Source organism: Streptomyces sp. adm13(2018), assembly GCF_008042145.1.
GTDB lineage: Bacteria > Actinomycetota > Actinomycetes > Streptomycetales > Streptomycetaceae > Streptomyces.
In genome coordinates, this window is sequence record NZ_RDBH01000045.1 from 1 (window position 1) to 22,998 (window position 22,998).

The window sequence follows — 22,998 nt, forward strand, 5'->3', positions numbered from 1 at the left end:
GCCTCGTCACCCGCCCCCTCGCCGGCACCCCGCTCCTCTGGCGGCACCTGCTCGGCTGGCACCCCGAGGGGCGCGCCGCCGCCCGGTCCGCCGCCGTCCTCGACCACACCCGCGCCGCCCACGCCGAGGCCCTGGCGACCAGCGCGGGCCGGCGGCACACGGGCGCGGCACCCCGGGCATAACGCGGTGGCAGGGGCCGACCGACAGCTCCCGCACCATCCTCGCGATTCCTACGGTTCCTGCAGATCCCCCACCGAGATCCGGGACCGGTGAGCCACGGTCCCGAATCCGAGAACCGAGGAGACTCCCCATGCTCCGACGACACGCCCGCGTGGCGTGTACCGCCCTCGTCGCCGCCGGACTGGCGCTGGCCGGGCTCCAGGTCGGGACCGCCGCCGCGGCCCCGGACGGCCGGGACCCGCACCCCGCCCCGACCGCCAGAACCGCCGCCCAGACCCTGGGCGCCGACTCCGCGCAGCCGGAACTGCTCGACGCCATGCGGCGCGACCTGGGACTCACCCGCTCCCAGGCCGTCACCCGCCTCGCCAACGAGGCCGAGGCCGGAGCCACCGCGGCCCGGCTCCGCCAGGGCATCGGCGCCGCCTTCGCCGGTGCCTGGGTGGACGGCGCCGATGCCGCCACCCTGACCGTCGCCACCACCCGCGCCGCCGACGCGGCCGCCATCCGCGCCACCGGCGCGCGGGCCCGGGTCGTGACGCACAGTCTGACCGCGCTGGAAGGCGCCCGGCAGCGCCTCGACCGCGCCGCCGGGGCCGACGCGCCCGTCCGCTACGTCGACGTCCGGGCCAACGTCCTCGTCGTCGAGGAGACCCGGGCGGGCGCCGGAGCGCGCCTCGTACGGTCCACCGGAGTGCCGCGCGAACTCGTCCGCGTCGTCCGCACCGACCAGGCGCCCCGCCCGCTCTACGACATCCGCGGCGGCGACGCGTACTACATGGGCGGCGGCGGCCGCTGCTCGGTCGGCTTCGCGGTGACCCGGGGCACCACCCAGGGCTTCGCCACCGCCGGGCACTGCGGCCGGGCCGGCACCACCACCAGCGGCTTCAACCAGGTCGCGCAGGGCAGCTTCCAGGCCTCGACCTTCCCCGGGAACGACATGGCCTGGGTCGCCGCCAACACCAACTGGACCTCCACCCCGTACGTCAAGGGCTCCGGCGGCGCGAACGTCCAGGTGACCGGCTCCGTCCTCCAGCCCGTCGGCTCGTCCGTCTGCCGCTCCGGCTCGACCACCGGCTGGCACTGCGGCACCGTGCAGCAGCACAACACGAGCGTCACCTACCCGGAGGGCACCATCTCCGGGGTCACCCGCACCACGGTCTGCGCCGAGCCCGGCGACTCCGGGGGCTCGTACATCTCCGGCAGCCAGGCGCAGGGCGTCACGTCCGGCGGCTCCGGGAACTGCTCCAGCGGCGGCACCACCTTCTTCCAGCCGCTGAACCCGCTGCTCCAGAACTACGGCCTCACCCTGAAGACCACCGGCACCGACCCGGGTCCCGGGCCGGGCCCCGGCCCGGGCGAGCCGGAGCCGGGCGGCACCTGGGCGGCCGGGAAGGTGTACGCCGCCGGTGACGTGGTCACCCACGGCGGCGCGAGCTACCGCTGCCTCCAGGGCCACCAGGCCCAGGCGGGCTGGCAGCCGCCGAACGTCCCGGCGCTCTGGCAGCGCCTGTGACCCCGGCCCGACCCTGAACCGGGGGTGCCGCGAACCCGAGGGGGGTGCCGCGGCACCCCCCTCGCGTTCCCCGGAGGACCACCGCCCGCCGGACCCCCGGTCCCGGTCCGGGGCCCCTCACTCCTCCGCCAGACCCCCGCGCGCGATGACCTCGGCGTACCAGCGGGCGCTGTCCTTCAGCGTCCGCCGCTGCGTCGCGAAGTCCACGTGCACGATGCCGAACCGCTTGCTGTAGCCGTACGCCCACTCGAAGTTGTCCAGGAGCGACCACAGGAAGTACCCCCGGACGTCCGCCCCGTCCGCCAGCGCGCGGTGCACCGCCGCCAGGTGCTGATGGAGGTAGGACACCCGCTCGGGGTCCTTCACCCGGCCCGAGGGATCGGCGTAGTCGTCGTACGCCGCACCGTTCTCGGTGATCACCAGCGGTACGCCCGGCAGCTCGTCCCGCAGCCGGATCAGCAGCTCGTGCAGCCCGGTGGCGTCCACCGGCCAGTCCATCGCCGTGCGCGGCCCGGGCGCCGGCTCGAAGCGGACGTGCCGCTCCGCGCCCGCCCACGGCGAGGGCGACTCCGAGCTGCCCGCCCCGACGACCGAGGGCGAGTAGTAGTTGATGCCGAGCGAGTCGATCGGCGCGGCGGCCGTCGCCAGGTCGCCGTCCCGGACGAACGACCAGTCCGTCACCGGGGCCGTGTCGCGGACCAGGTCCTCCGGGAGCCGCCCGTGGAACACCGGGTCGAGGAAGATCCGGTTGGCGACCGCGTCGATCCGGCGCGCCGCGTCCAGGTCCTCCGGCGCCTGCGAACAGGGCCGTACCGCGTGGAGGTTGAGGGTCAGCGACACCTCGGCCGAACCGGGCAGCGCGCCGCGCAGGGCGCGGGCCGCGAGCCCGTGCGCCAGGTTGAGGTGGTGGGCGGCGCGGAGTGAGGCCACGGCGCTGGTGCGGCCCGGGGCGTGCACCCCGTTGCCGTAGCCGAGGAAGGCCGCGCACCAGGGCTCGTTCAGCGTCGTCCAGGTCGCGACCCGGTCGCCGAGGGCCTCCGCCACGATGCCCGCGTACTCGGCGAACCGGTACGCGGTGTCGCGCTGCGGCCAGCCGCCGGCGTCCTCCAGCTCCTGGGGCAGGTCCCAGTGGTAGAGCGTGGCCACCGGGCGGATCCCGGCGTCGAGGAGGCGGTCGACGAGCCGCCGGTAGAAGTCCAGGCCCTTGCGCACCGCGGGCCCGCGTCCGGTGGGCTGGACCCGGGGCCAGCCGATCGAGAAGCGGTAGTCGGTGACGCCGAGCCGCCGCATGAGCTCGACGTCCTCGTCGACCCGGTGGTAGTGGTCGGCGGCGATGTCGCCGGTGTCGCCGTTGCGCACCTTGCCGGGCGTACGGCTGAAGGTGTCCCAGATGGAGGGGGTGCGGCCGTCCTCGCCCGCCGCCCCCTCGATCTGGTAGGCGGCCGTGGCGGTGCCCCAGCGGAATCCCTCGGGGAAGCGGAGGGCGGTCGTGGTGTCGGTACGGGCGTCGAGCGCGGTCATGGGGTGGGAACTCCCTGGGTGAGAGGGTCTGGGGGAGGTGCGGGGAAGGCGCCGGATCAGCCCTTGACGGCGCCCTGCATGATGCCGCCGACGATCTGCCGGCCCAGCAGGCCGAAGACGAGGAGCACCGGCAGGGTGCCGAGCAGCGTGCCCGCCATGATCACGGACTGGTCGTGGACGTAGCCGCCGCCGAGCTGGCGCAGGGCGACCTGGACCGTGGGCTCGGATGAGGTGAGGGCGACCACCGGCCAGAAGAAGTCGTTCCAGGCGGCCATGAAGGTCAGCAGGCCCAGGACGGCCATGCCCGGCCGGGCGATCGGCACCACGATCGACCAGAAGATCCGGGCGGTGGACGCGCCGTCGACCCGCGCCGCCTCGATCAGCTCGTCGGGCAGCGACTGCACCAGGTACTGGCGCATGAAGAACACGCCGAAGGCGGACACCAGGCCGGGCAGGATGACGGCCTGGAGCTGGTTCACCCAGCCCAGTTCGGCGATCAGCATGAACAGCGGGATCACGCCGAGCTGCGGCGGGATCATCATGGTGCCGATGGTGACGGCCAGCAGCGCGCCGCGGCCCCGGAAGCGGAGCTTGGCGAAGGCGAAACCGGCGAGCGTGCAGCACAGCACGGTGCCGAGGGTGATCGAACCGGACACGATCAGGGAGTTGAGCAGGGCCTTGCCGATGTCCGCCTCTTCGAGGACCGCCTCGAAGTTGCGGATCAGGTTCGGGCCCGGCAGCAGCGTCGGAGGGACCTTCGCCAGGTCGGCGTTGGAGCGGCTCGCGGCGACGATCGTCCAGTAGAACGGGAACGCCGAGAACAGGACGGCGACGACGAGGATCCCGTAGGCGAGCGGCCCCGCGTGCAGGGTGCGGCCGGCCCGGGAGGCGCCCCGGGGCGCGGGGGGAACGGGAACGGGCGGGCGTCCGGCCGCGGAGGGATCTCGGGTCACGGTGGCACCGGGCGTGGTCATCGGCCGGCCTCCTTGCGGGAACGGCGGCGCGCGATCAGGGCGTTGACCCCGACGAGCACCACGATGAGCAGGAACATCACCCAGGCGATGGCGGCGGCCCGGCCGAGGTGGAAGAAGCCCCAGCCCTGCTCGTACATGTACAGGCCGAGTGTCTGGTACTGGTGCGAGATGCCGCCCGAGATCGACCCTTCGAGGAGCAGCGGCTCGCCGAACAGCTGGGTCGCGCCGATCGTCGAGACGATGACGGTGAACACGATCGTGGGCCGCAGACCCGGCAGCGTCACGTGGAAGAACTGGCGCCAGCGCGAGGCGCCGTCCATCGCGGCGGCCTCGTACAGCTCGTGCGGGATCGACTGCATGCCGGCCAGGTAGATCAGCGCGTTGTAGCCCGTCCAGCGCCAGATGACGACCGTCGACACCGCGATCTGCGAGGCGAGGGTGCCGTTCTGCCAGTCCACGGGGTCGATGCCGACCACACTGAGCGCGTAGTTGATCAGACCGAAGTCCCGGCCGAAGAGCTGGGCGAAGACGAGCGTGGCGGCGGCCACCGACGTCGCGTACGGCAGGAGGACCGCGGTCCGCAGGAAGGTGCGGCCGCGCATCTTGTAGTTCAGCAGGTGCGCGAGCCCGAGGGCCATGACCAACTGCGGCACGGTGGAGAGCACACCGATGGTGAAGGTGTTGCGGAGCGAGAGCCAGAAGTACTCGTCGGTGAAGAGCGCGGTGTAGTTGCCGAGGCCCCGCCACTCCATGTCGCCGGGCGTCTGGAGCTCCACCCGGTAGAGCGAGACGAAGGCCGTGTAGAGCAGCGGGAAGAGCCCGAAGGCGATGAACAGGGTGAAGAACGGGGCGAGGTAGGCGTACGGCGAGAACGACTGCCAGGCCCGCCGGGCGGACCCCCGCCGCGCGGGCGGCGGGACCGGCTTCGGCGGGGCCGGCGTCTCGGATGCGGTGAGGGTCACGGCGCGGCCCTTCGGAGGAGTGGAGGAGCGTGGGACGGCGGGGGCGGGCCGGGATGCGATGCCGGCGATGTCGGCGGGCGTCCCTGTCCGGCGGGGTTCCGCCGGGTTCCGGCGGCTTCCGGGCCGGCTTCCGGCGGTGGGCCGGAAGGGCCTCCGTCGGGTGCGGGCCGGGTTCCGGCGGGGGCCGGACGGGTCCGCCGGGTTCCGGCGGGGGTCAGCCGACGGTGTTGGCGACGCCCTTCTTCGCGTTCGACCAGGCCTTCTCCGGCGAGGTCCCCTTCCGCTCGACCTCGCTCAGCGCGTTGGTGATCTGCTGCGCGATGTTCTGGTCGTGTACGCCGAGCACCTGCACCGGCGCCGCCTTGGCCGCGTCACCGAAGATCTGGCCGATGGGGGCGTCGGAGAAGAAGGGGTCCTTCGCGCCGGAGACCTTCGCGATCGCGCCGGTGGCGGAGGGGAAGTTGCCCTGCTTCTCGAAGAGGCGGGTCTGCTGCTCGGGGGCGGTGAGCCACTTGATCAGCTCGTACGCCTCCTTCTTGTTCTTGGCGGCCTTCGGCACCGCGAGGTAGGAGCCGCCCCAGTTCCCGGCGCCGCCGGGCAGGGTGGCCACGTCCCACTTGCCCTTGCCGGCCTCACCGGCCTGGCCCTTGATGTAGCCGAGCATCCAGGCGGGGCAGGGGATGGTGGCGAAGGAGCCGGCGGCGAAGGCCTGGTTCCACTGCGGGGACCACTGGTCGAGCTTGGCGCTCAGCCCGTCCTGCGCGGCCTGCACGGAGTGGTCCCAGGCGGTGCGCAGCGCGGGGTTGTCCTCCCAGATCAGCTTGCCGGAGGCGTCGTAGTACCGCTCCTTCTCCTGCCCGATCATGATCGAGTAGAGGCTGCCGACGCTGTCGAGCCAGGCGCTCTTGCCGGGGGCCTTCGCCTTGTACTGCTTGCCGAGGGCGAGGTAGCCGTCCCAGGTGGACCACTTCTTGGCGAGTTCCGCGCGGTCGGTGGGGAGGCCGGCCTTCGCGAAGAGGTCGCTGCGGTAGCACATGGCCTCGGGGCCGACATCGGTGCCGAGGCCGAGGACCTCGCCGTTCTTCCCGCCGGCGGCGGCCCACTTCGCCGGGGCGAACTGGTCCTTGAGGGAGTCCGCGCCGTACTTCCGCAGGTCCTCGAACCGCTCGGCTTGCTGCTGGGTGACGGAGGCGATCCGGCCCACCTCGATGCCCTGCACGTCGGCGAGACCGGCTCCGCCCGCGAGCCGGGTCTGGAGGGACTTCCAGTAGTCGGCCTCGTCCTCGGTGTCCGTCTGCTTGATGGTGACGCCGGGGTGGAGCTTCTCGTACTCGGCGTACAGGCCGGCCTCCTTGTACCCGAAGGAGCCGAAGAGGTCGACGGTGATCGTGACCTTGCCCCCCGCGCCGTCGGTGGACGCGTCGTCCGACGTACCTCCGCAGGCGGCGAGCAGGGCACCGGTGAGCGCGACCGCCCCCAGACGGACGGCGGTTCTCCTGGCGGTGGTGGCGGCTCGGGCGATGGGCATGGGAAGCCTCCCTTGGCTCCGGAACGAGCGAGAGCGACTGAGAGCGCTCTCAAGCATGCGGGGGGAGCGTGCCCGGGATGGAGGCCATCCGTCAAGGCTCGAAGGCGTAACGGACGGGATGAACCGCCAACTCGGCTCTGTGTTCAATCTCTTGACACACTCGTTTCGCGGGTTTTACGTTCACGGCGTCCTGAGAGCGCTCTCTGGACCGGCTCTCCACCCCCATCCCCACTCCGCGCATCCCCTCCGTGCCCCCACTCGTCGCGACGACATGAGGTGCCGTACATGCCAGCCCCCCGCAGAAAGCCGTGGGGATCGTGGCCGCGGCCGCGGCCACGATCCCCACGGGCGCCGGAAGCTACTCCGACACCCGCCCCGCCGGAACCTCCGGCCCCACCACCAACACCGGCGCACCGGTCACCCCCAAGGTCACCGGCGCCGCCCAGGGCAAGCCGGTGCCCACCAACGACTGGTGGTCCTCCCTCGCCTTCCAGCGCTACGGCGACAACCCGTACTCCACCCCCATGTACGGCCACCCGCTCACCTACCAGGCCGTCGCCGGCGGCCTCCAGCTCGGCTACCCCACCAGCCCCGCCATCGTCGGCGACGGCCGCCAGTACGAGTTCGCCCACAAGGCCGACCTCACCCTCGGCCTCACCGGGCTCAACTCGCCCGACACCAAGGCCGACGCCTGGTCCGACTGGACCGTCACCCCCTACTGGTCCGACGGCGCCCGCACCCTGCGCACCACCATCGGCCACGGCATGCCCTTCGTATACGCCAAGGGCAGCGGCGGCGACGCCCGCATCACCACGGCCACCGCGCCCACCGTCTTCGCCGACCAGGGCAACGTCCTCGGCATCACCGTCGCGGGCCACCACTACGCCCTCTTCTCGCCCACCGGCACCGACTGGAACGTCTCCGGCTCCACCATCACCGCCGGGCTCGGCGGCAAGGACTACTTCTCCGTCGCCGTCCTGCCCTCCACCGACGCCCTCGCCACCTACCGGAAGTACGCCTTCAGTTTCGTCACCGGCTCCACCGTCAACTGGAGCTACGACGCCGGCACCGTCCGCGCCACCTACGCCCTCACCACCGAGGCGAAGGAGGGCACCGAGCGGGGCACCCTCCAGGCCCTCTACCGCCACCAGTGGCTGAACACCACCGACCCGCTCACCCCCTACACCTACGTCTCGCCCCGCGGCACGATGAAGGTCCGCGAATCGGCCTCCTTCACCACGAGCCAGAAGGCGGCCGCCACCCTGCCCGGCCTGCCCGGCGGCGCGGGCGTCGACAGCGCCCGACTGCGCGGCTATCTGAACGAGGTCGCGAACTCCGCCGACCCGTTCTCCGGGGCCGTCGACACCTACTGGACCGGCAAGGCCCTCGGCAAGCTCGCCCAACTCGTGCCGCTCGCCGACCAGATCGGCGAGACCGCGGTCCGCGACAAGCTCCTCGGCCAGATCAAGGGCCGCCTCCAGGAGTGGTTCACGGCCGGCGGAGCCACCGAGTTCTCGTACGACACGGCCTGGAAGACCCTCACCGGCTACCCGGCCTCCTACGGCAGCGACACCGAACTCAACGACCACCACTTCCACTACGGCTACTACGTGTACGCCGCCGCGATCGTCGCCCAGTACGACGCGGCCTGGGCCGCCGACTCGGCCTGGGGCGCCATGGTGAAGACGCTGGTCCGCGACACCGCCAACCCCAGCCGCACCGACAGCGCCTTCCCGTTCCTCCGCGGCTTCGACGTCTACGCCGGACACAGCTGGGCCAGCGGCCACCAGGGCTTCGCCGCCGGAAACAACCAGGAGTCCTCCTCCGAGTCGACCAACCTCAGCGCCGCCCTCGTCCTCTGGGGATCGGCGACCGGCAACACCCAGCTCCGCGACCTCGGCACGTACCTGCTCACCACCGAGGGCGAGGCCATCGCCCAGTACTGGTTCGACGCCGACCAGCAGGTCTTCCCCGGCGCCTTCCAGCACGACACCGCCGGCATGGTCTGGGGCAGCGGAGCCGCCTACGCCACCTGGTGGACCGCCAACCCGGAGGAGATCCACGGCATCAACGTCCTCCCGGTGACCGGCGGTTCGCTCCACCTCGGCGGGCACAAGGACGCCGTCCGCCGCAACATCGCCGAGATGGAACGGGAGAACCCCGGCCCCGCGGTCGAATGGCGCGACATCCTCTGGGAGTTCCAGTCCTTCGCCGACCCGGCCGCCGCCAAGGCGAAGTGGGACGCGGGCCACGCCGGCTACACCCCCGAGGCCGGCGAGTCCAAGGCCCACACCTACCACTGGCTGACCACGCTCGACACCCTCGGCGCGCCCGACGCCACGGTCACCGGCTCCATCCCCACCTCCGCCGTCTTCACCAAGGGCACCACGCGGACGTACGTGGCCCACAACCACGGCTCCACCGCCCGCACCGTCACCTTCTCCGACGGCAAGTCCCTCTCCGTGCCGGCCCGTTCCACCGCCTCCGGCACCGGTACGGGCGGCCCCGGACCCGACCCGGAGCCGGAGCCCGGCACCGGCAACACCTTCCAGCTCCGCACCGGCGGCACGCTCACCACGGCCACCGGCGCCGCGGCGGGCAGCGACACCGTCCTCTCGGCGCAGGGCGGCAACCACGACGGCACCCCGAGCCGTCCGGTCGTCTACCAGGCCAAGGGGGTCAACGGCACGCTGAAGGCCGGCGGCACCACCGCCTTCCGCCTCCAGCTCGACGCCGGCACGGCCGTCGGACTGGGCCAGCAGGCCCGGATCAGCTACGACCTCACCGGTGACGGCACCTTCGAACGGACCGAGACGTACCACTACTTCGCGACCGACCCGGTGACCGGCTGGGAGGAGTACACCCAGGCCCGCGGTTTGAAGTCCGCCACCGGAACCCTGGGCAACCTGAAGGGCGGCACGGTGCGCCTGGAGGTCTGGAGCGCGATCGGCAACGGCGACGCGCGCGTCCAGACGGGCACGGACCGGTCGGTGGTGGTCATCCCCTTCGACTGACCGTCCGCCCCCCCCCGGGGAGTGGAGCGGCGGGCCGGGTTCCTCCTCACCCGGCCCGCCGCCCCGCGCGCTCGCGCCGTGTGAGCGTCCTCCGGCGTCCTTCCGCTCCTGCCCTCCGCCGCCTCAGGCGGAGTCGCGGAGGACGAGGGACGTCGGCGTGACGACGGAGGCGGGGACCCCGGGACCGGCCCCGTCCAGCAGCCGCATCAGCAGCTTCACCATCAGCCGGCCCATGTCCTCGATGTCCTGGTGCACGGTCGTCAGGGACGGCGAGGTCCGCCGCACCACCGAGGCCATGTCGTCGAAGCCGACGACCGCCACGTCCTCCGGGACCCGCACACCGCGCTCGCGCAGGGTCAGCAACGCCCCCGACGCCATCAGGTCGTTGGCCACGAACACCGCGTCGACCCCGGGCCGCCGGTCCAGCAGCTCCGCCATCGCGCGGGCGCCGCTCTCCTCGGTGAAGTCGCCCCGGCTCAGCAGAGCCGGATCCGCGTCGACCAGCACGTCCCGGTAGCCGTGGAGCCGGTCCAGCGCGGACGTCTGGTCGTCCGGCCCCGAGATGTGGGCGATGTTCCGCCGGCCCAGCGCCACCAGGTGCCGCACCGCCTCGCGGGCGCCGCCCCGGTTGTCGCAGTCGACGAACGGCACGGTCGGACTCGTGCCGGGACCGGGACGCCCGCCGTAGACCACCGGGATCCGGGTCCGGTCGATGACGGCCGGCAGCGCGTCGTCGTTGTGCAGCGAGAACGCCAGCGCGCCGTCGACGTGCCCGCCCCCGAGATAGCGGGCGATCCGGTCGTGGTCCCCGGGACCCTCGACCCACAGCAGCACCAACTGCGCGTCGTGCGCGGTCAGCTCCCGGCTGATGCCACGGACCTGCTGCTCGAAGAACGGGTCCGAGAAGATCCGGAACTCGGGCTCCGCGATGATCACCGCCACGGCGCCGTTGCGCCGGGTGACCAGGGTCCGGGCCGCGTGGTTGGGCACGTACCCCAGCTCGTCGACGGCCCTGCGCACCTTCTCGACCAGCGGGGGCCGCACCCCCGCGCCCCCGTTGACGACCCGCGAGGCCGTCGCGCGGGACACACCGGCGCGAGCGGCGACGGCTTCCAGCGTGGGGCGGGGCCCCGTGGTCTGCTCGGGCAAGGCGTGCGCTCCTCGACTGCGTGGGCGGGGCGGGGTGTGCGGAGTGCGGTGTGCGTTCCCGCACGGACCAGGATATCTGTACACCCCACCCGCTGAGAGCGCTCCCAGAACGATCGCCGTAGCTCCCCGGGCCCCGTCGACGTCGTCCGGCCGGGGTCCAGTCCTGAAACCCCCGTCCATCACGGGCTGTCGGTGGGGCGTGCGACGATCCCCTCATGATCGCCTCGCTCGAAGCCCTGCTGCCCGTCCCGGGGAGTACGCACGTCTCCACCACCTACACCGACTGGGTCGCCGCGCACGATCCGGACGCCCTGCCCGCGGCCCGGGCGCTCGGTGAGGCGATGGGGAACGAGCTGAACCGGTCGTGGACGAAGCCCGGCGCGTTCGTCGACGCCATGGCGCGGTCGGCGCGGCGGTTGCCGGTCGCGCATCTGCCCTGGTTCTGGGACACCGTCGGGCACCGGCTGATCGGCTACGGGGCCCGCCCCGGCGGGCGGGCCTACGTGGCCGCGCGGGCCGCCGAGGCCGAGCACGGCCTCGCCGTCGATCCCGCCTACCGCCGGGCCAACGGACTGCTGTTCGCCCGAGGCGGTGCCATGCCCGCCAAGGAGTTCGGCGCCCACCAGCGGTTCCTGGCCGAGTCCCTCGAACCCGCCGAGGCGCACACCGCGCTCGGCGCGTTCCTGACCGCCTGGGCCGCGTCCGCGGCCGACCTCCCCGCCGACCTCGTCCGCCGGGTCCGCGCCTCCGCCAGGGCCGCCGGGCACGGGGACGAGGAGGTCGCGCGCGTGGTCGCGGCGATCCTCGCCGTCACCCGGGGCAAGTCCGTCCCCGACGCCCTGCTCATCGGCGCCGAGCCGGTCCTGACGGCCCATCCGCCGGCGGACGACCTCGCCGCCGGGCTCCTGGAGGTCTTCCCCGAGGGCGCCGTCGACGGCGGCGCCTGGCTGCGCGTCCTCGGCGGCTGCGGCGTCACCGGGGCGATGGAGGACGGACGGCTCGTGCCGGAGGGCGGACTCCACCGCTGGGCCGGGCACTTCGTCCACCTCTACCAGTTCACGCGCGCGTCCGGCGGCGGAGTCGCCCGCCAACAGCTCCCGACCGAGTTCCTCGACCTCGTGGGCCGGCTCGGGCCGCGACTGCGGGCCGCCGGCGAGGCGGTGACCCTGCACACCACCCGCCACCACCACCAGGGCTTCGACGCCGACGTCCTGGACGCGTTCTTGGCCGCCGGCGCCACCGTCGTCGACCCCGGCCCCGCGACCCGGCTGCACTTCTGGGGCGAGAGGTCCCGCCGGGACCTCACCGCCCTCGCCGCGGACCCCGCCTTCGGCCCCCGCCTCGAAGGCACCGTGCACGCCCGCCTCATGCCCGACCGGTGGGGCGCGCCCGCCCGCAGGCCCGGATCGGCCGTGACCCTGCTCCCGGGCAACGAGGGCATCGCCCAGGAGGTGGCCGTACGGGTCGGCAGACTCGTCGACGCCGTCGGGGGCGGCGGCATGGCCGGCGCGGAGGAGGCCGTCGCCGAGCTGGAGACCCTGCTCGACCGGCCGACGGTGACGGCGCTCGGCGGGATCGGCGACGTCCTCGCCGACGCCTCCGCGGGCGGCGCACTGCGGCGCTCCCTCGTGGCCGGCCTCCCCGAGGAACTCGCCTGGCCCGCACTGGAGGCCGTGTACGAGGAGTTCGCCGCCGCCGCCGCCGATACCGATGCCGATGCCGATGGCGCCGACCATGCCGCTGGTGCCGATGCCGCCGACCGCGCCGCTGGTGCCGACGCCGACGCCACCGGCCCCTCCCACGCAGCCGACGAGCCCGTCGGGCTTCGTGGTGTGGCCGGTGTGACCTGCACCTGGCCCGTGCTGACCGTGTTCGGACGCGACCGCGCCGTCGCGGTCGCCCCCGACGGGGTCCGCGGGTCCTGCCGGTTCACGGTGCCGGAGGACGCCCCCCAGTTCGCCGTCCACTACGTCGGCGGCTCGTTCCTCGTCAGCTGGACCGCCAAGTCAGGCCCCCGACCCGGCCCCACCGCCATCTGGGCCGACCGCCCGGAGGAGCCGTTCACCCCGGAGGAGTCGGGCGGCCTGGTCCCCTTCGGCGGGAGCCTCGACGGGGCGTACGGCTTCCAGTTCGAGACCGCCGACGGCGGCGGCCGGCACGGCGGCCACCGGGTGACCCGGCCCGGCGACACGGTGGGCATCGACCGCGACGAACTCCAGCTCGGCGACGGCACCCGGATCTGGACCAACGCCGTCTACGGGCGGCGCCCGTGGGAGGTCGTCGACCCCGTCACCGGCGAGCCGCGGGGCGCGGCCCCGCTGCCCGACTTCCCCGGCCGCCCCGCGAGCACCGACCCGGCCCGGGAGCCCTCCGAGGCCGACCTGACCCTCGCCCACGAGGCGCTGCACCTCGCCCCGCTCCCCGCCGGGACCACCGACTCCCCGCTGGGCAGCCGCGACGGACTCGTCGGCACCCGGATCCTGTTCCGGACCCGGCACCGCGACCACGCGCCGGACCACTACCTGGTGGAGAGCATCGACGGCCGCACCGCCCGCTTCGACATCGACCGGCCGGGGCAGGAGCCCTGGGGCCTGTGGGCGGCGCCGGAGGGCGCCGTGGAGGACGTCGTCCTCGCCGAGTCCCTCACCCGCACCGGAGTACGGGCCTACGCCGCCGACGGCGTGCTGCTGTGGGAGCTCGACGGCCACCACTCGCCCGCCCACCCGCGCGTGCGGCCGCGGCGGACGGCCACGGCCTCCCACGGCACGGCCCTGCCGCCCGCCTTCTGGTACCTGCTGCGGACCCGCGACCCGGCCGGCTCCCAGGCGCTCCGCGCCCTCCCCCGGAGTACCGCCGACGCCCTGCTGGCCGCCGCCCTCGACGGCACCGGGGCGGCCCGCGCCGCCGTGGCCCGCGAACTGCCCGAGGTCACCGCCCCGTTCCTGGTCGAGGCGGTCGTCGCCGTGGCCGGGCGGGCCGCCCGTGTGGAGGAGCGCCGCCGCGCCCTGCACCGGCGCGTCACCCTGCTCGCCGAGGCACCGCCCGTCCTGCCGAGCAGCCAGGTGCCCGACACCGAGCTGATGCCCGCGCTGTCCGGCCTCCTCGTCGACGGCTCCGGCGACAACCGGCGCCGGAGCCGGGACGTCGCCCGCCCCGCCACCCTCAGCGCCCTCGCCGCCGACGGCGCCTGCCTGGCCGGGACGATCGTGGAGGAGGTCCGCCGACTGTCCCCGCCGGCCCTCCCGCACGACTGGTCGCAGCTCCTCGGCGGCATCGACGCCGTCGCCTGGCGCGCCGCCGTCGCACCCACCCCGGACGCCGACCGGGCCGCCCTGCGCGCCCTCCTGGAGACCTGGGCCGACCAGCCGTTCGCCCGGCAGGGCAGCCGGTGGTGGGTCGGCCGCGCGCCCGGCACCGCGGCGCTCGACGCGCTGCGCGAGGGCGGCACGGCCGTGGCCTCCGCCGCGCGCTGGGACGCGGGGGAGTCCGTCTGGTTCGTCGCCCCCGCCGACGGCGCGACGGAGGGCGACCCCGCGCCGGCCGGGCTCCCCGAGGCCCGGCTCGTCACGGTCGAGCGGGACGACGCGGCCCGGCTGCGGGCCCTGATCGAGGCGGTCGACACGCACGGACCGCTGCCCGTGCCGGAGTCCGCCGCCGCCCGGTTCGCCCAACTGACCGGCGTACGACAGCCGGTGGCCCGCCTCGTGGTCGCCGGTCTCGTCGGCCGCGCCGACCGGGACGAGGACCTCGCTCTCGCCCGCAAGGCGCCGTACAAGGCCACTCCGCTGACGGCCGAGTCGTACCAGAAGCTCAGGGCCCGCCTCGGCGGCGCCGGTCGGAGGGCCGTGCTGGCGGCGGCGCTGCCCGGTGACCCGGCCGAACTGTGGCGTCCCGGCGGCGCCGACGCGGCCGTGGAGCGCATGGCGGACGCCTGGCGGGAGCGGATGGGCGCCCTGCCCGCCGTGCACGACGAGGCGGCCGACGCCCTGGAGGCCGACCTCGGCCTCTCCGAGGTGTGGGCCCGACGCCTCGCGGGCGGCTACGAGGCGGCCGAGGACGGCACCGTGCCCGCCGTCGGCTGGGAACTCGCGGCACCCCGGTACGGCCTCGGCGTGGAGGTCAGGGCCCTGCCGCCGGCCGGACCCGAACGGCCCTACGGCACCCCGGTCGGCCTCGCCGTCGAACGGATCGCCACCGCCCTGGTGTGGGCGTGGACCGACCGGCCCGTCGGCGACCCGGCGGTCGCGGGCGCGCCGGCCCTGTACGAGCGGCTGCGGGCCGAACTGTCCCGGCCGGAACTGCTCATGGCGCTGTCCGACGCCAGGGTCGAGGACACCCCGGAGGGCCTCGCCGAGCGGTTCGGCCCCGCGCGGCTGCCGGTGTCCCTGGCGCTCCGCAAGGAGCAGGCGGAGATGCCGGCCATCACGGCGTACGACTCCGGCGCCCTGGTGGTGTGCGCTCCCCGGGGCGACGCCGCCCTGCGGCCCGCCGCGGTCGCCGACCCCGACGTGTGGCGGCGGGTCCGCGAGGTCACCGACCTCGCCGAACCCCTGGACCGGCTGCAACCGCTGATCGCCGGCGGCGGCCTGGAGCGGATGATGCGGCGGGCCGGCTCCGGAGCCGTACCGGACGGCGCGTACGAGGCGGACCCCCGGCAGTCCTGCCCCGGGCTGGTCGCGCGCGTGGCCGACGAGCTGGGCACCGGGGCGGCCGCGGCGGCCCTGTACCTCCAGCTCGCGACGCTGGCCGCGCCCACCGACCGGAACGTGCGCCGGTGGAACGGCTGGACGGCCAAGCGGCACACGGAGGTCCGGGCCGAGCTGCTCGCCACCGGCGCGGTCGTSGAGGCCAAGCGGTCGCGGGCCGGCCGGACGCTGTTCCTGCCCGGCGAGTGGAGCGACCTGAAGGCGCCGCACCTGCCGCTGGAGAAGGCGAAGCTGGCGGCCCACCGCGCCCGCCCGTGGCTGGGCGGCCGGGTCCTCTCACCGTTCGAGCGGCTGCTGCCGGTGGCCCCCCTGCACGAGATGTTCGAGGAGGCGTGGGAGCGACGGACCTGAACCGAGCCCGACAGGGCGCGCGTTCGGGGGGCCGGTACGTCGAGGAGCGGGCCGTCGTGATCACCGAGTGGCAGCAGGGCGCGCGGAGCGCGCGATCCGCGAGGTGTTCGCCTGCGGCACCGGGGCGGCGGTGAAACCGGTCGGGCGCCTCGTCCGGGCCGGCGGCGAGGTCGTCGCCCCGGACACGGGCGCCGAGGACTCGGTGACGGTCCGGCCGCGCCGCCGTCTGGTCGACATCCGGTTCGGCCGGGTCGAGGACCCGCACGGCCGGCTGCGGCGCCTCGTCCGACCCCGTAACGCACGACCGCCCCGTACGCCGGAGCGTTCGGGGCGGTCGACGGGCGGGTCCGGAACCGGGACAGGGGCCGGGCTGTGACAGCGTCCCGCCGGGTCAGCCCGGGAGGGGTGCCCCGGCCTCGGCGGGAGACCCGGCCGGGGAGGCCCGGCCGGCCAGGACCTTCTGCGCGAGGACGCCGAAGACCACGCCGAACACCGTCCAGAGGACGGCCTGGACCGCGAGCGACGCCAGCCTGAACTCCCAGAGCAGCGCGGCGGGGAAGCCCGCCTTGACCGCGTCGTCGTTGGCCGGGAGCAGCGCGAAGGCCACACCGGTCACGACGAGGAACCCGGCCGCGGCGGCCAGGGTCGCGTTCCAGTTGCCCAGGCGCGGTGCGAGACGCCGTCCCGCGATCACCGCGGCGAGCCCGAGCAGCACGCTCAGCAGGATCATCAGGAAGAACAGGGTGGTGCGCTTCCCGATCGTGTCGGGATTGCCGACGGCCGGCGGGGTCGCCGGGTACTTCAGGAACGGCACCAGGTAGACGGTGGTGAACGCCGCCGCCGCGGTGAGCGCGGCCGTCGCCCGGGGGCTGAACCGGCCGATCCGGCCGAGCGCGAAGGAGAAGGCGAGCGCGGCGATGCCGCCGAGCGCCGCCCCGTACACGAGGACACCGGTGGCCAGGCCGAAGGTCGACTGGACGGGGCGGCTGACCGCCTCCTCCTCTTCCTCGGCGGGCTCCGCGGCGCCCGTGCCGCCGTGGCCGGCGTGCGCCCCGGAGGCGGCGTCCGCCTCCTGGGCGGCCTGGGCCTCCTCGACGGCGATGGAACCGTTCACCGGGGGCTCGCCCACCACGTAGGCGACGGCGAAGGCGAGGAGACCGGCTATCAGGCCCGCGAGCATGCCGCGGACCAGCAGGGATCTGACAGTTGAGGCGTGCATGTGCGGATCGCCTCTCAGTGGCAGGGGAAGCCGAGCAGGTGGCGTCCGTCGTGCACCCACTCGTGCACGTCGGAGCCCGCGATCAGGGACGTGGCACCCTGCTCGGCGCCCACGAAGTACAGCGCGATCAGCGCGAGAAGGCCGACGAAGAACGCCCAGGGAAGGACGGCCCCGACGGGGAGCGGGGCCGGAACGGCCACGGAAGGAGCGGATGCGGCGGCGGTGACGGCAGCCTCGGCCATGGTGGAACCTCCTACGGGGAACTCGCGTCCCGAACGGTGGTGCAGGACGACGGTCCGCGGGTCTGACTCGCCGCCGCACCGCCTCCGGAGGGAGGGCGGTACCCGGCTCACAGTGGCGCGACCGTGCCGGATTTCCACCGGACTTCCGTCTCGCCGTCGTCACGCTGTTCAAATGTCGCCCGACCGTACCGCGCACCGGGTGCGCCGCCAAGGGCGTGAGGCCTGAATCACGTGCGCGCGCCCCTCGGGGCCCGCGCGGACGCCCCGACGCGCTGGTCACCGGGCCCGGCGCTACCCTGGGCGCGCCCAGGGACCCGACCGACGAGGACGCCGATGACCGTCCGGCTGACGCTGATCTCCCCCGCCACGAGCGGGGCGCCGCGCGACGTCGCGTTCGGGGACGACCGTCCGCTCGACCCCGGGGGAGCGGCCCGTGCCGCGTCGGCCGCCTCCGCCGTCGACCCGTCCGCGCGCGCGTACTCCTCGCCCTCGGCGCGCTGTCGAGGGACGGCCCGGGCCCTCGGCCTGTCGGCCGAGGCGGTGCCCGCCCTCGCGGGCTGCGCCATGGGGCGCTGGCGGGGGCGGACCCTCGCGGCCGTCGCCGCCGCCGAGGAGGCGGCGCTCGGTGTCTGGCTGTCGGATCCGACGGCGGCACCGCACGGCGGGGAGTKCGCGCGCGAGCTGCGGCTCCGGGTCGGTGGCTGGCTCGACGCGCTGCGGGACGGCTCGGGGCGCGTCACGGTCGTCGCCGAGCCGGACGTGATCCGCGCCGCCCTGGTCCACGCCCTCGGGGCGCCGGACGAGGCGGCCGGGCGGCTCGACGTGCGGTCCCTGACCGCCGTTCACCTGAGCGGGCGGGCCGGGCGCTGGAACCTCGGCGTCGGGACCCCGCTCGGCACCGGGTAGCACCCGGCGGCGGGGTCCCGGGGGTCAGACCACGGGACGTCGCCACTCGCGCAGCAGCAGATAGCCGAGGTACGCGCCGCCGACGGCCATCGTGTACAGGCCGACGGGCAGGTCGTCGAAGAGCGGCAGCTGCTGCGCGGTCAGATCGGCCAGGACCAGCAGCAGTGCTCCCAGCAGGGTGGACATGACCAGGTGCGGACCGCCGCTGCGGGCGACCCGTTTGGCGATCTGCGGGGCGGTCAGGGAGATGAACGCGATCGGCCCCGCCACGCTGACGGCGCCCGCGGAGAGGACGATCGACAGCGCGACCGCCCAGGTCGCGGTCCGGCCCGGCCGGGCCCCCAGACCGGTGGAGAGGTCGTCGCCCATCTCCCCGACGCTCAGGGGCCGGGCGAGGAGGGCGGCGAACGGCAGGGAGACCAGCAGCACCGTCCAGACGACCGCCGCGTCGTCCCAGGAGCGCGCGGAGAGGCTGCCGTTGATGTACGCGGTCAGGGCGCTGGCCTTGTCGCGCTCGACGGCGTACACCACGTACTGGGTGAGCGCGGTCGCCATCGCGGCGACGCCGATGCCGGCCACCACGAGCCGGCCCGGGCTGCGGAAGCCGGTGCCGGTGGAGAAGAACACCACCGCCATCGCGAGGACCGCGCCGAGCAGGGCGCCGACGGACACCGGCATCACGTCGGGCAGGAACAGGGCGGCGCCCGCCGCACCCGCGCCGGCCCCGGCGCTGAGCCCGATCACGTCGGGACTGCCCAGCGGGTTGCGGGTGACGGACTGGAAGAGGGCCCCGGACAGGCCGAGGGCGGCGCCGGTGGCGACGGCCACCACGAGCCGCGGGCCGCGCAGCCGGTTCAGGACGAAGGCGTTCTTGCCGGTGGCGTCGCCCGCGAGGGCGGACGGCAGGTCGGGCAGGTCGATGCCGAGCCTGCCCATCGACAGGGTGGCCACGGCGGCGGCGCAGAGCAGCAGGAGCGAGACCGCGGCGGCGATCGCGGTCCTGCGGCGCACGGGTACGGCGACCCAGGGGCCGATCCGCAGCACGCCGCGGCGCGCGGGCCGCGACGCGCGGGTCCCGTCCGGCCCGGCGGCGCGGTCGGGAGAGTCGGTCCGGTCGGCGGTCTTCATCCCGCTCCCCTCATACGGCGAACGGCGAACAGCAGGGCGGGGGCGCCGACGAAGGCGGTGACGACCCCGACCATGAGTTCCTGCGGGCGCAGCAGGATCCGGCCGACGACGTCGGCGAACAGCAGCAGCGTCGGTCCCGCGAGGCAGGTGAGGAGGATCTGGGCCCGGAAGTCGGCGCCCACGAGTGCCCGTACGAGATGGGGGACGGCGAGGCCGACGAAGGCGATGGGCCCGACGGCCGCCGTCGCGGCGGCGGCGAGCAGGGTCGCCGCGAGCAGCCCGGCGCCCTTGATCCTGGCCGGGCTGATGCCGAGGGAGGCCGCCTTGTCGTCGCCCATGGCCATGGCGTTGAGGCCGGGGGCCAGCAGCAGGGCGAGCAGCAGGCCGACGGCGGCGAACGGCAGGACCGCCCAGAGGGCGTCGAAGCCGCGCCCGCCGAGAGCGCCCACCACCCAGTAGCGGTAGGTGTCGAAGACCCGCGGGTTGGACAGGGCGACGGCCTGGATGAAGGCGGCGAGGATCGCGGAGAGCACCGCGCCGGCCAGCACCAGCCGGACCGGTCCGCCTCCGCCCCCGACGGTCCCGACGACATGGACGACCACGCCGGTCAGGAGGGCGCCGAGGAGGGCCCACCAGATCGTCTCCCGCTGCCCGGAGGCGCCGAGGAAGGCGGTCGCGGCGACGATGCTCGCGGAGGCGCCCGCGTTGATGCCGAGGAGGCCCGGCTCGGCGAGCGGGTTGCGGGTGATGCCCTGCATCAGGGTGCCGGCGACGGCGAGGGCGAGACCTGCGAGCACCCCGAGTGCGGTGCGCGGGTAGCGGCTCTCGACGACGGTACGGGTGTAGGCGTCGCCGCCGTCGCCGAGGACGACCCGCAGGACGTCACCGGCGGAGGTCGGCCTGCTGCCGAACATCACGCTGGCGAGGAGCGCCAGCGCCAGCAGGACCAGGCACAGGACGGCGGCCAGGACATGCCGGCCAAGGCCCCGCCGTACCACGGCGGGGCCTTGAGCGGTCTGGGAGAGAGTGGTCACGCGGGGGACCCGTGGTTACTTCCCGGCCTTGGCGACGGCCTTGTCGATCATCGGGAGGTAGCGCTCGATGCTGTACGGAACCGTCAGCGGGTTGATCATCGAGGAGGCGGTGACGAAGGGGGTGTCGTGGCTGTAGACCAGGGCGTTCTTCTTCACGGCGGGGATGGCCGCGTAGAGCGGCTGGGCCTCGACGGTCTTGCGGGACTTCTCGTCCATGTAGAACGTGAAGGCGATGTCGCTCTTCGCCAGCTTGTTGGCGTTCTCCAGGCCGATGAGGGCGGAGTCGGTGCCCTCGGTCTCGGGGAAGGTGTTCACGATCGGGTCGACCTTGAGGCCGAGCTTGGAGACCATCGCGACGCGCTGCTCCTCGGGCTTGAAGATGCCGAGGGTGCCGGGGCCGGTGTTGTAGATGTACGAGAACGTGACGTTCTTGTACTTCGGGCGGGAGGCGGCCGCGTCGGCGAGCTGCTTGTCGATCTTCGACTCCAGCTCCTTGGCCTTCTCCGGCTGACCGAGCGCCTTGGCGATGATCTCGATCTGCTGGTCCCAGTTCGTGCTCCACGCCTTCTCGGGGTAGGCGACGGTGGGCGCGATGTCCTTGAGGATGTCGTACTGCTTCTGCGTCAGACCCGACCACGGGGCGAGGATGACGTCGGGCTCCAGCTCGGTGATGGCCTCGATGTCGAGCTCCTCGCCGCCCTTGAACTGCTTGGGGAGCGTGGCGCCGGACTTGGTCACCGCCTCGTGGATCCAGGGGAGGTAGCCGCTCTTGTCGCTGCCCCAGGGGTACTCCTCGATGCCGACCGGGACGTTGCCGAGGGCGATGGCGGTCTCGGCGGAGCCCTGGCCGAGGGTCACGACGCGCTTGGGCTTGTCCTTGATGACGGCCGAGCCGAGGGCGCTCTTGATGGTCACCGGGAAGGCGCCGGCCGGGGCCTTGCCCGCCGGGCCCGCCGCGTCGTCCTTCTTGTCGTCGGAGCCGCACCCGGTCACCAGCAGGCCGAGCGTGACCGCGGCGGCCCCCGCCACGAGAGCGCGACGGCGAAGGGGGGTGAACACAGAAGGCATGGTGGATCCTTGTCTCCGGGCAGGGGGATGAGGCCCCGACGGGCGGCCCCGCGGGACGGTTGTCCGGGGGCAGCGGCAACGCGGTGCTTGTTAGGTGAGCCTAACCTATTCCTGACCGGGTGCGGACGCGGGGGGTCCGGTACCGGTGCGATCGACCCGGCACCTGGCACCCGGCCGCACGTCAGGACGGCTATGGCCGGTCCCTGGCGTGGGCGACGGCGGCCACGTGGCCCTCGGAGAGGAGCACGTCGGCGAGGCGGAGGCCGGGGACCGATGCGGGGGCGAGTCCCGACCCCACGTAGGGGTCGGCGGCCCCGCGCACCAGGGCCACACCGGTCGCCTTGAGCGCGGCCTCCTTCCGGGTCCAGCACCGGACGAAGGCGCCCGCGCGGGCGTTGGCCGGCAGCGCCGCCAGCTCCGCTCGCTCGCGCGGGTGCAGGGCCGCCCCCACGTCCCGTACGACGCCGTCGGCCGGCACCGTCTCCACGTCCACCCCCACCGGCACGGAGGCCACCGCCACCAGGACCCGGTCGCCCGCGCGGGAGAGCGAGAAGTGCACGCCGTCGTGGTCCCGCAGGAGGGGCTTGCCGTGCGGGCCGCCGCATCCGGCGCAGGACTGCCGTGCGAAGGCGAGCCGGTCGGGCCGCCCGCCCACGTGGTCGGCGAGCACCAGGCGCAGCAGGACCCGGGCGACCCGGTGGCGGTCGGCGTCCGCGGGGCGCCGGAAGGCCGCCGCCCTGGCCGTCTCCGCCGCGTCGAGCAGCGGGGCGAGCGCGCGGGCGGTCGCGGCGTTCGGGTGCACGGCGGCGGCCACCACCCCGGGGTGGCCCGGCAGTTCCTGGTAGCGCACGGGGCGGCTCAGAAGACCCGGTCGGTCGTGGTGACGACCGCGCACCGGCCGGCCGCCCACTCCAGCGCCATGCGGTGCTCGCGCTCGGAGAAGTCCGCGACGGCGTCGGCGACGACGAACGCCTGGATGTCCTGCATCCACGCGTCGCAGGCGGTCATCAGGACGCCGATGTGCGCGTACACCCCGGTGATGACGAGCTGGTCGCGGCCCTGCTCGCGGAGCTGCTCCAGGAGGTCGGTGCGGACGAAGGCGCTGTACTTCCACTTGGTCAGGAGGGTGTCGCCGGGGCCCGGGGCGACGGCCTCGGCGATGGCGGTGGCGTGCGGGTCGGCCGGTACGCCGGGACCCCAGAAGTCCTGCTGGAGACCGCGCTGCTCGCGGGTCTGGCCGCCGGGCTGGGCCGTGTAGACCACGGGCACGCCGAGCCGGGCGGCCTCCTCGCGGAGCCGGCCGAGGTTGCCGAGGAGGGCGGTGATCGGTTCGGCGTGCCCGTGGTCTACACGGCCCAGCCCGGCGGCCAGACCCGCGAGCAGCGCGGTCTCCAGCAGGACTTCTGGGGTCCCGGCGTACCGGCCGACCCGCACGCCACCGCCATCGCCGAGGCCGTCGCCCCGGGCCCCGGCGACACCCTCCTGACCAAGTGGAAGTACAGC

At 74.5% G+C, this 22,998-nt stretch carries 17 protein-coding genes, 1 pseudogene and 1 riboswitch; of the genes and pseudogenes, 6 read left to right on the forward strand and 12 right to left on the reverse strand.

The features are described 5' to 3' along the window. Together EAO70_RS03765 and EAO70_RS03770 are read left to right on the forward strand one after the other, a co-directional pair. Nucleotides 1-182 (forward strand): annotated as a pseudogene (locus EAO70_RS03765) (LysR family transcriptional regulator); the annotation flags it as partial. Nucleotides 183-310: 128 nt separating this feature from the next. After that, nucleotides 311-1,693, forward strand: coding sequence for a carbohydrate-binding protein (locus tag EAO70_RS03770; RefSeq protein WP_148001597.1), 1,383 nt, complete (start codon nt 311-313; stop codon nt 1,691-1,693). A 117-nt stretch (nt 1,694-1,810) separates the two neighbouring features. On the opposite strand, the gene EAO70_RS03775 is transcribed toward EAO70_RS03770, so the two are convergent. The 4 genes from EAO70_RS03775 to EAO70_RS03790 all read right to left on the reverse strand — a co-directional run bounded on the left by EAO70_RS03775 (nt 1,811) and on the right by EAO70_RS03790 (nt 6,678). Beyond that, nucleotides 1,811-3,214, reverse strand: a complete 1,404-nt coding sequence (locus EAO70_RS03775; RefSeq protein WP_148001598.1) for a GH1 family beta-glucosidase — start codon at nt 3,212-3,214, stop codon at nt 1,811-1,813. A 56-nt stretch (nt 3,215-3,270) separates the two neighbouring features. Continuing rightward, nucleotides 3,271-4,188, reverse strand: a complete 918-nt coding sequence (locus EAO70_RS03780) for a carbohydrate ABC transporter permease (protein WP_148001599.1) — start codon at nt 4,186-4,188, stop codon at nt 3,271-3,273. Continuing rightward, entirely contained in the window at nt 4,185-5,150 is a 966-nt protein-coding gene (locus EAO70_RS03785; protein WP_148001600.1) for a carbohydrate ABC transporter permease, read from the reverse strand. The genes EAO70_RS03780 and EAO70_RS03785 overlap by 4 nt, the downstream gene beginning before the upstream one ends. A gap of 214 nt (nt 5,151-5,364) precedes the next feature. Then, entirely contained in the window at nt 5,365-6,678 is a 1,314-nt protein-coding gene (locus EAO70_RS03790; protein WP_148001601.1) for an extracellular solute-binding protein, read from the reverse strand. A 308-nt stretch (nt 6,679-6,986) separates the two neighbouring features. On the opposite strand from EAO70_RS03790, the gene EAO70_RS03795 reads away from it, so the two are divergent. Further along, nucleotides 6,987-9,692, forward strand: a complete 2,706-nt coding sequence (locus tag EAO70_RS03795) for a glycosyl hydrolase (protein WP_148001602.1) — start codon at nt 6,987-6,989, stop codon at nt 9,690-9,692. A 123-nt stretch (nt 9,693-9,815) separates the two neighbouring features. On the opposite strand, the gene EAO70_RS03800 is transcribed toward EAO70_RS03795, so the two are convergent. Next, the gene (locus EAO70_RS03800; protein ID WP_148001603.1) at nt 9,816-10,841 is read right to left on the reverse strand and encodes a LacI family DNA-binding transcriptional regulator; all 1,026 of its coding nucleotides are present in this window, start codon (nt 10,839-10,841) and stop codon (nt 9,816-9,818) included. A gap of 215 nt (nt 10,842-11,056) precedes the next feature. On the opposite strand from EAO70_RS03800, the gene EAO70_RS03805 reads away from it, so the two are divergent. Next, nucleotides 11,057-15,898, forward strand: a complete 4,842-nt coding sequence (locus tag EAO70_RS03805; RefSeq protein WP_148001604.1) for a hypothetical protein — start codon at nt 11,057-11,059, stop codon at nt 15,896-15,898. 67 nt (nt 15,899-15,965) lie between these two features. Next, entirely contained in the window at nt 15,966-16,274 is a 309-nt protein-coding gene (locus tag EAO70_RS03810; protein WP_187283708.1) for a hypothetical protein, read from the forward strand. A 15-nt stretch (nt 16,275-16,289) separates the two neighbouring features. Here EAO70_RS03810 and EAO70_RS03815 read toward each other — a convergent pair whose 3' ends face one another. Then, on the reverse strand, nt 16,290-17,117 hold the full coding sequence (locus EAO70_RS03815; protein WP_148001605.1) for a CbtA family protein: 828 nt from the start codon (nt 17,115-17,117) through the stop codon (nt 16,290-16,292). A gap of 14 nt (nt 17,118-17,131) precedes the next feature. Beyond that, the gene (locus EAO70_RS03820; RefSeq protein ID WP_148001606.1) at nt 17,132-17,359 is read right to left on the reverse strand and encodes a CbtB-domain containing protein; all 228 of its coding nucleotides are present in this window, start codon (nt 17,357-17,359) and stop codon (nt 17,132-17,134) included. Nucleotides 17,360-17,419: 60 nt separating this feature from the next. Further along, a riboswitch (cobalamin riboswitch) is annotated at nt 17,420-17,506 on the reverse strand. 186 nt (nt 17,507-17,692) lie between these two features. Here EAO70_RS03820 and EAO70_RS03825 point away from each other — a divergent pair. Next, the gene (locus EAO70_RS03825; protein WP_148001607.1) at nt 17,693-18,265 is read left to right on the forward strand and encodes a histidine phosphatase family protein; all 573 of its coding nucleotides are present in this window, start codon (nt 17,693-17,695) and stop codon (nt 18,263-18,265) included. 24 nt (nt 18,266-18,289) lie between these two features. Here EAO70_RS03825 and EAO70_RS03830 read toward each other — a convergent pair whose 3' ends face one another. From EAO70_RS03830 to EAO70_RS03850, 5 genes are all read right to left on the reverse strand, one after another. Then, a complete protein-coding gene (locus EAO70_RS03830; RefSeq protein WP_261992637.1) occupies nt 18,290-19,393 on the reverse strand; it encodes a FecCD family ABC transporter permease in 1,104 nt (367 codons plus the stop codon). Next, entirely contained in the window at nt 19,390-20,391 is a 1,002-nt protein-coding gene (locus EAO70_RS03835; RefSeq protein ID WP_341623725.1) for an iron ABC transporter permease, read from the reverse strand. Before EAO70_RS03835 ends, EAO70_RS03830 begins: the two co-directional genes overlap by 4 nt. 51 nt (nt 20,392-20,442) lie before the next feature. Beyond that, nucleotides 20,443-21,495 carry an iron-siderophore ABC transporter substrate-binding protein gene (locus EAO70_RS03840; protein ID WP_148001609.1) on the reverse strand — a complete coding sequence of 351 codons (1,053 nt, stop codon included), beginning with the start codon at nt 21,493-21,495 and terminating at the stop codon, nt 20,443-20,445. A gap of 190 nt (nt 21,496-21,685) precedes the next feature. Further along, a complete protein-coding gene (locus EAO70_RS03845; RefSeq protein WP_261992638.1) occupies nt 21,686-22,345 on the reverse strand; it encodes a 4'-phosphopantetheinyl transferase family protein in 660 nt (219 codons plus the stop codon). An 8-nt stretch (nt 22,346-22,353) separates the two neighbouring features. Next, complete coding sequence (locus tag EAO70_RS03850) at nt 22,354-22,929, reverse strand: isochorismatase family protein (RefSeq protein WP_148001610.1); 576 nt, start codon at nt 22,927-22,929, stop codon at nt 22,354-22,356. Nucleotides 22,930-22,998: the final 69 nt, after the last annotated feature.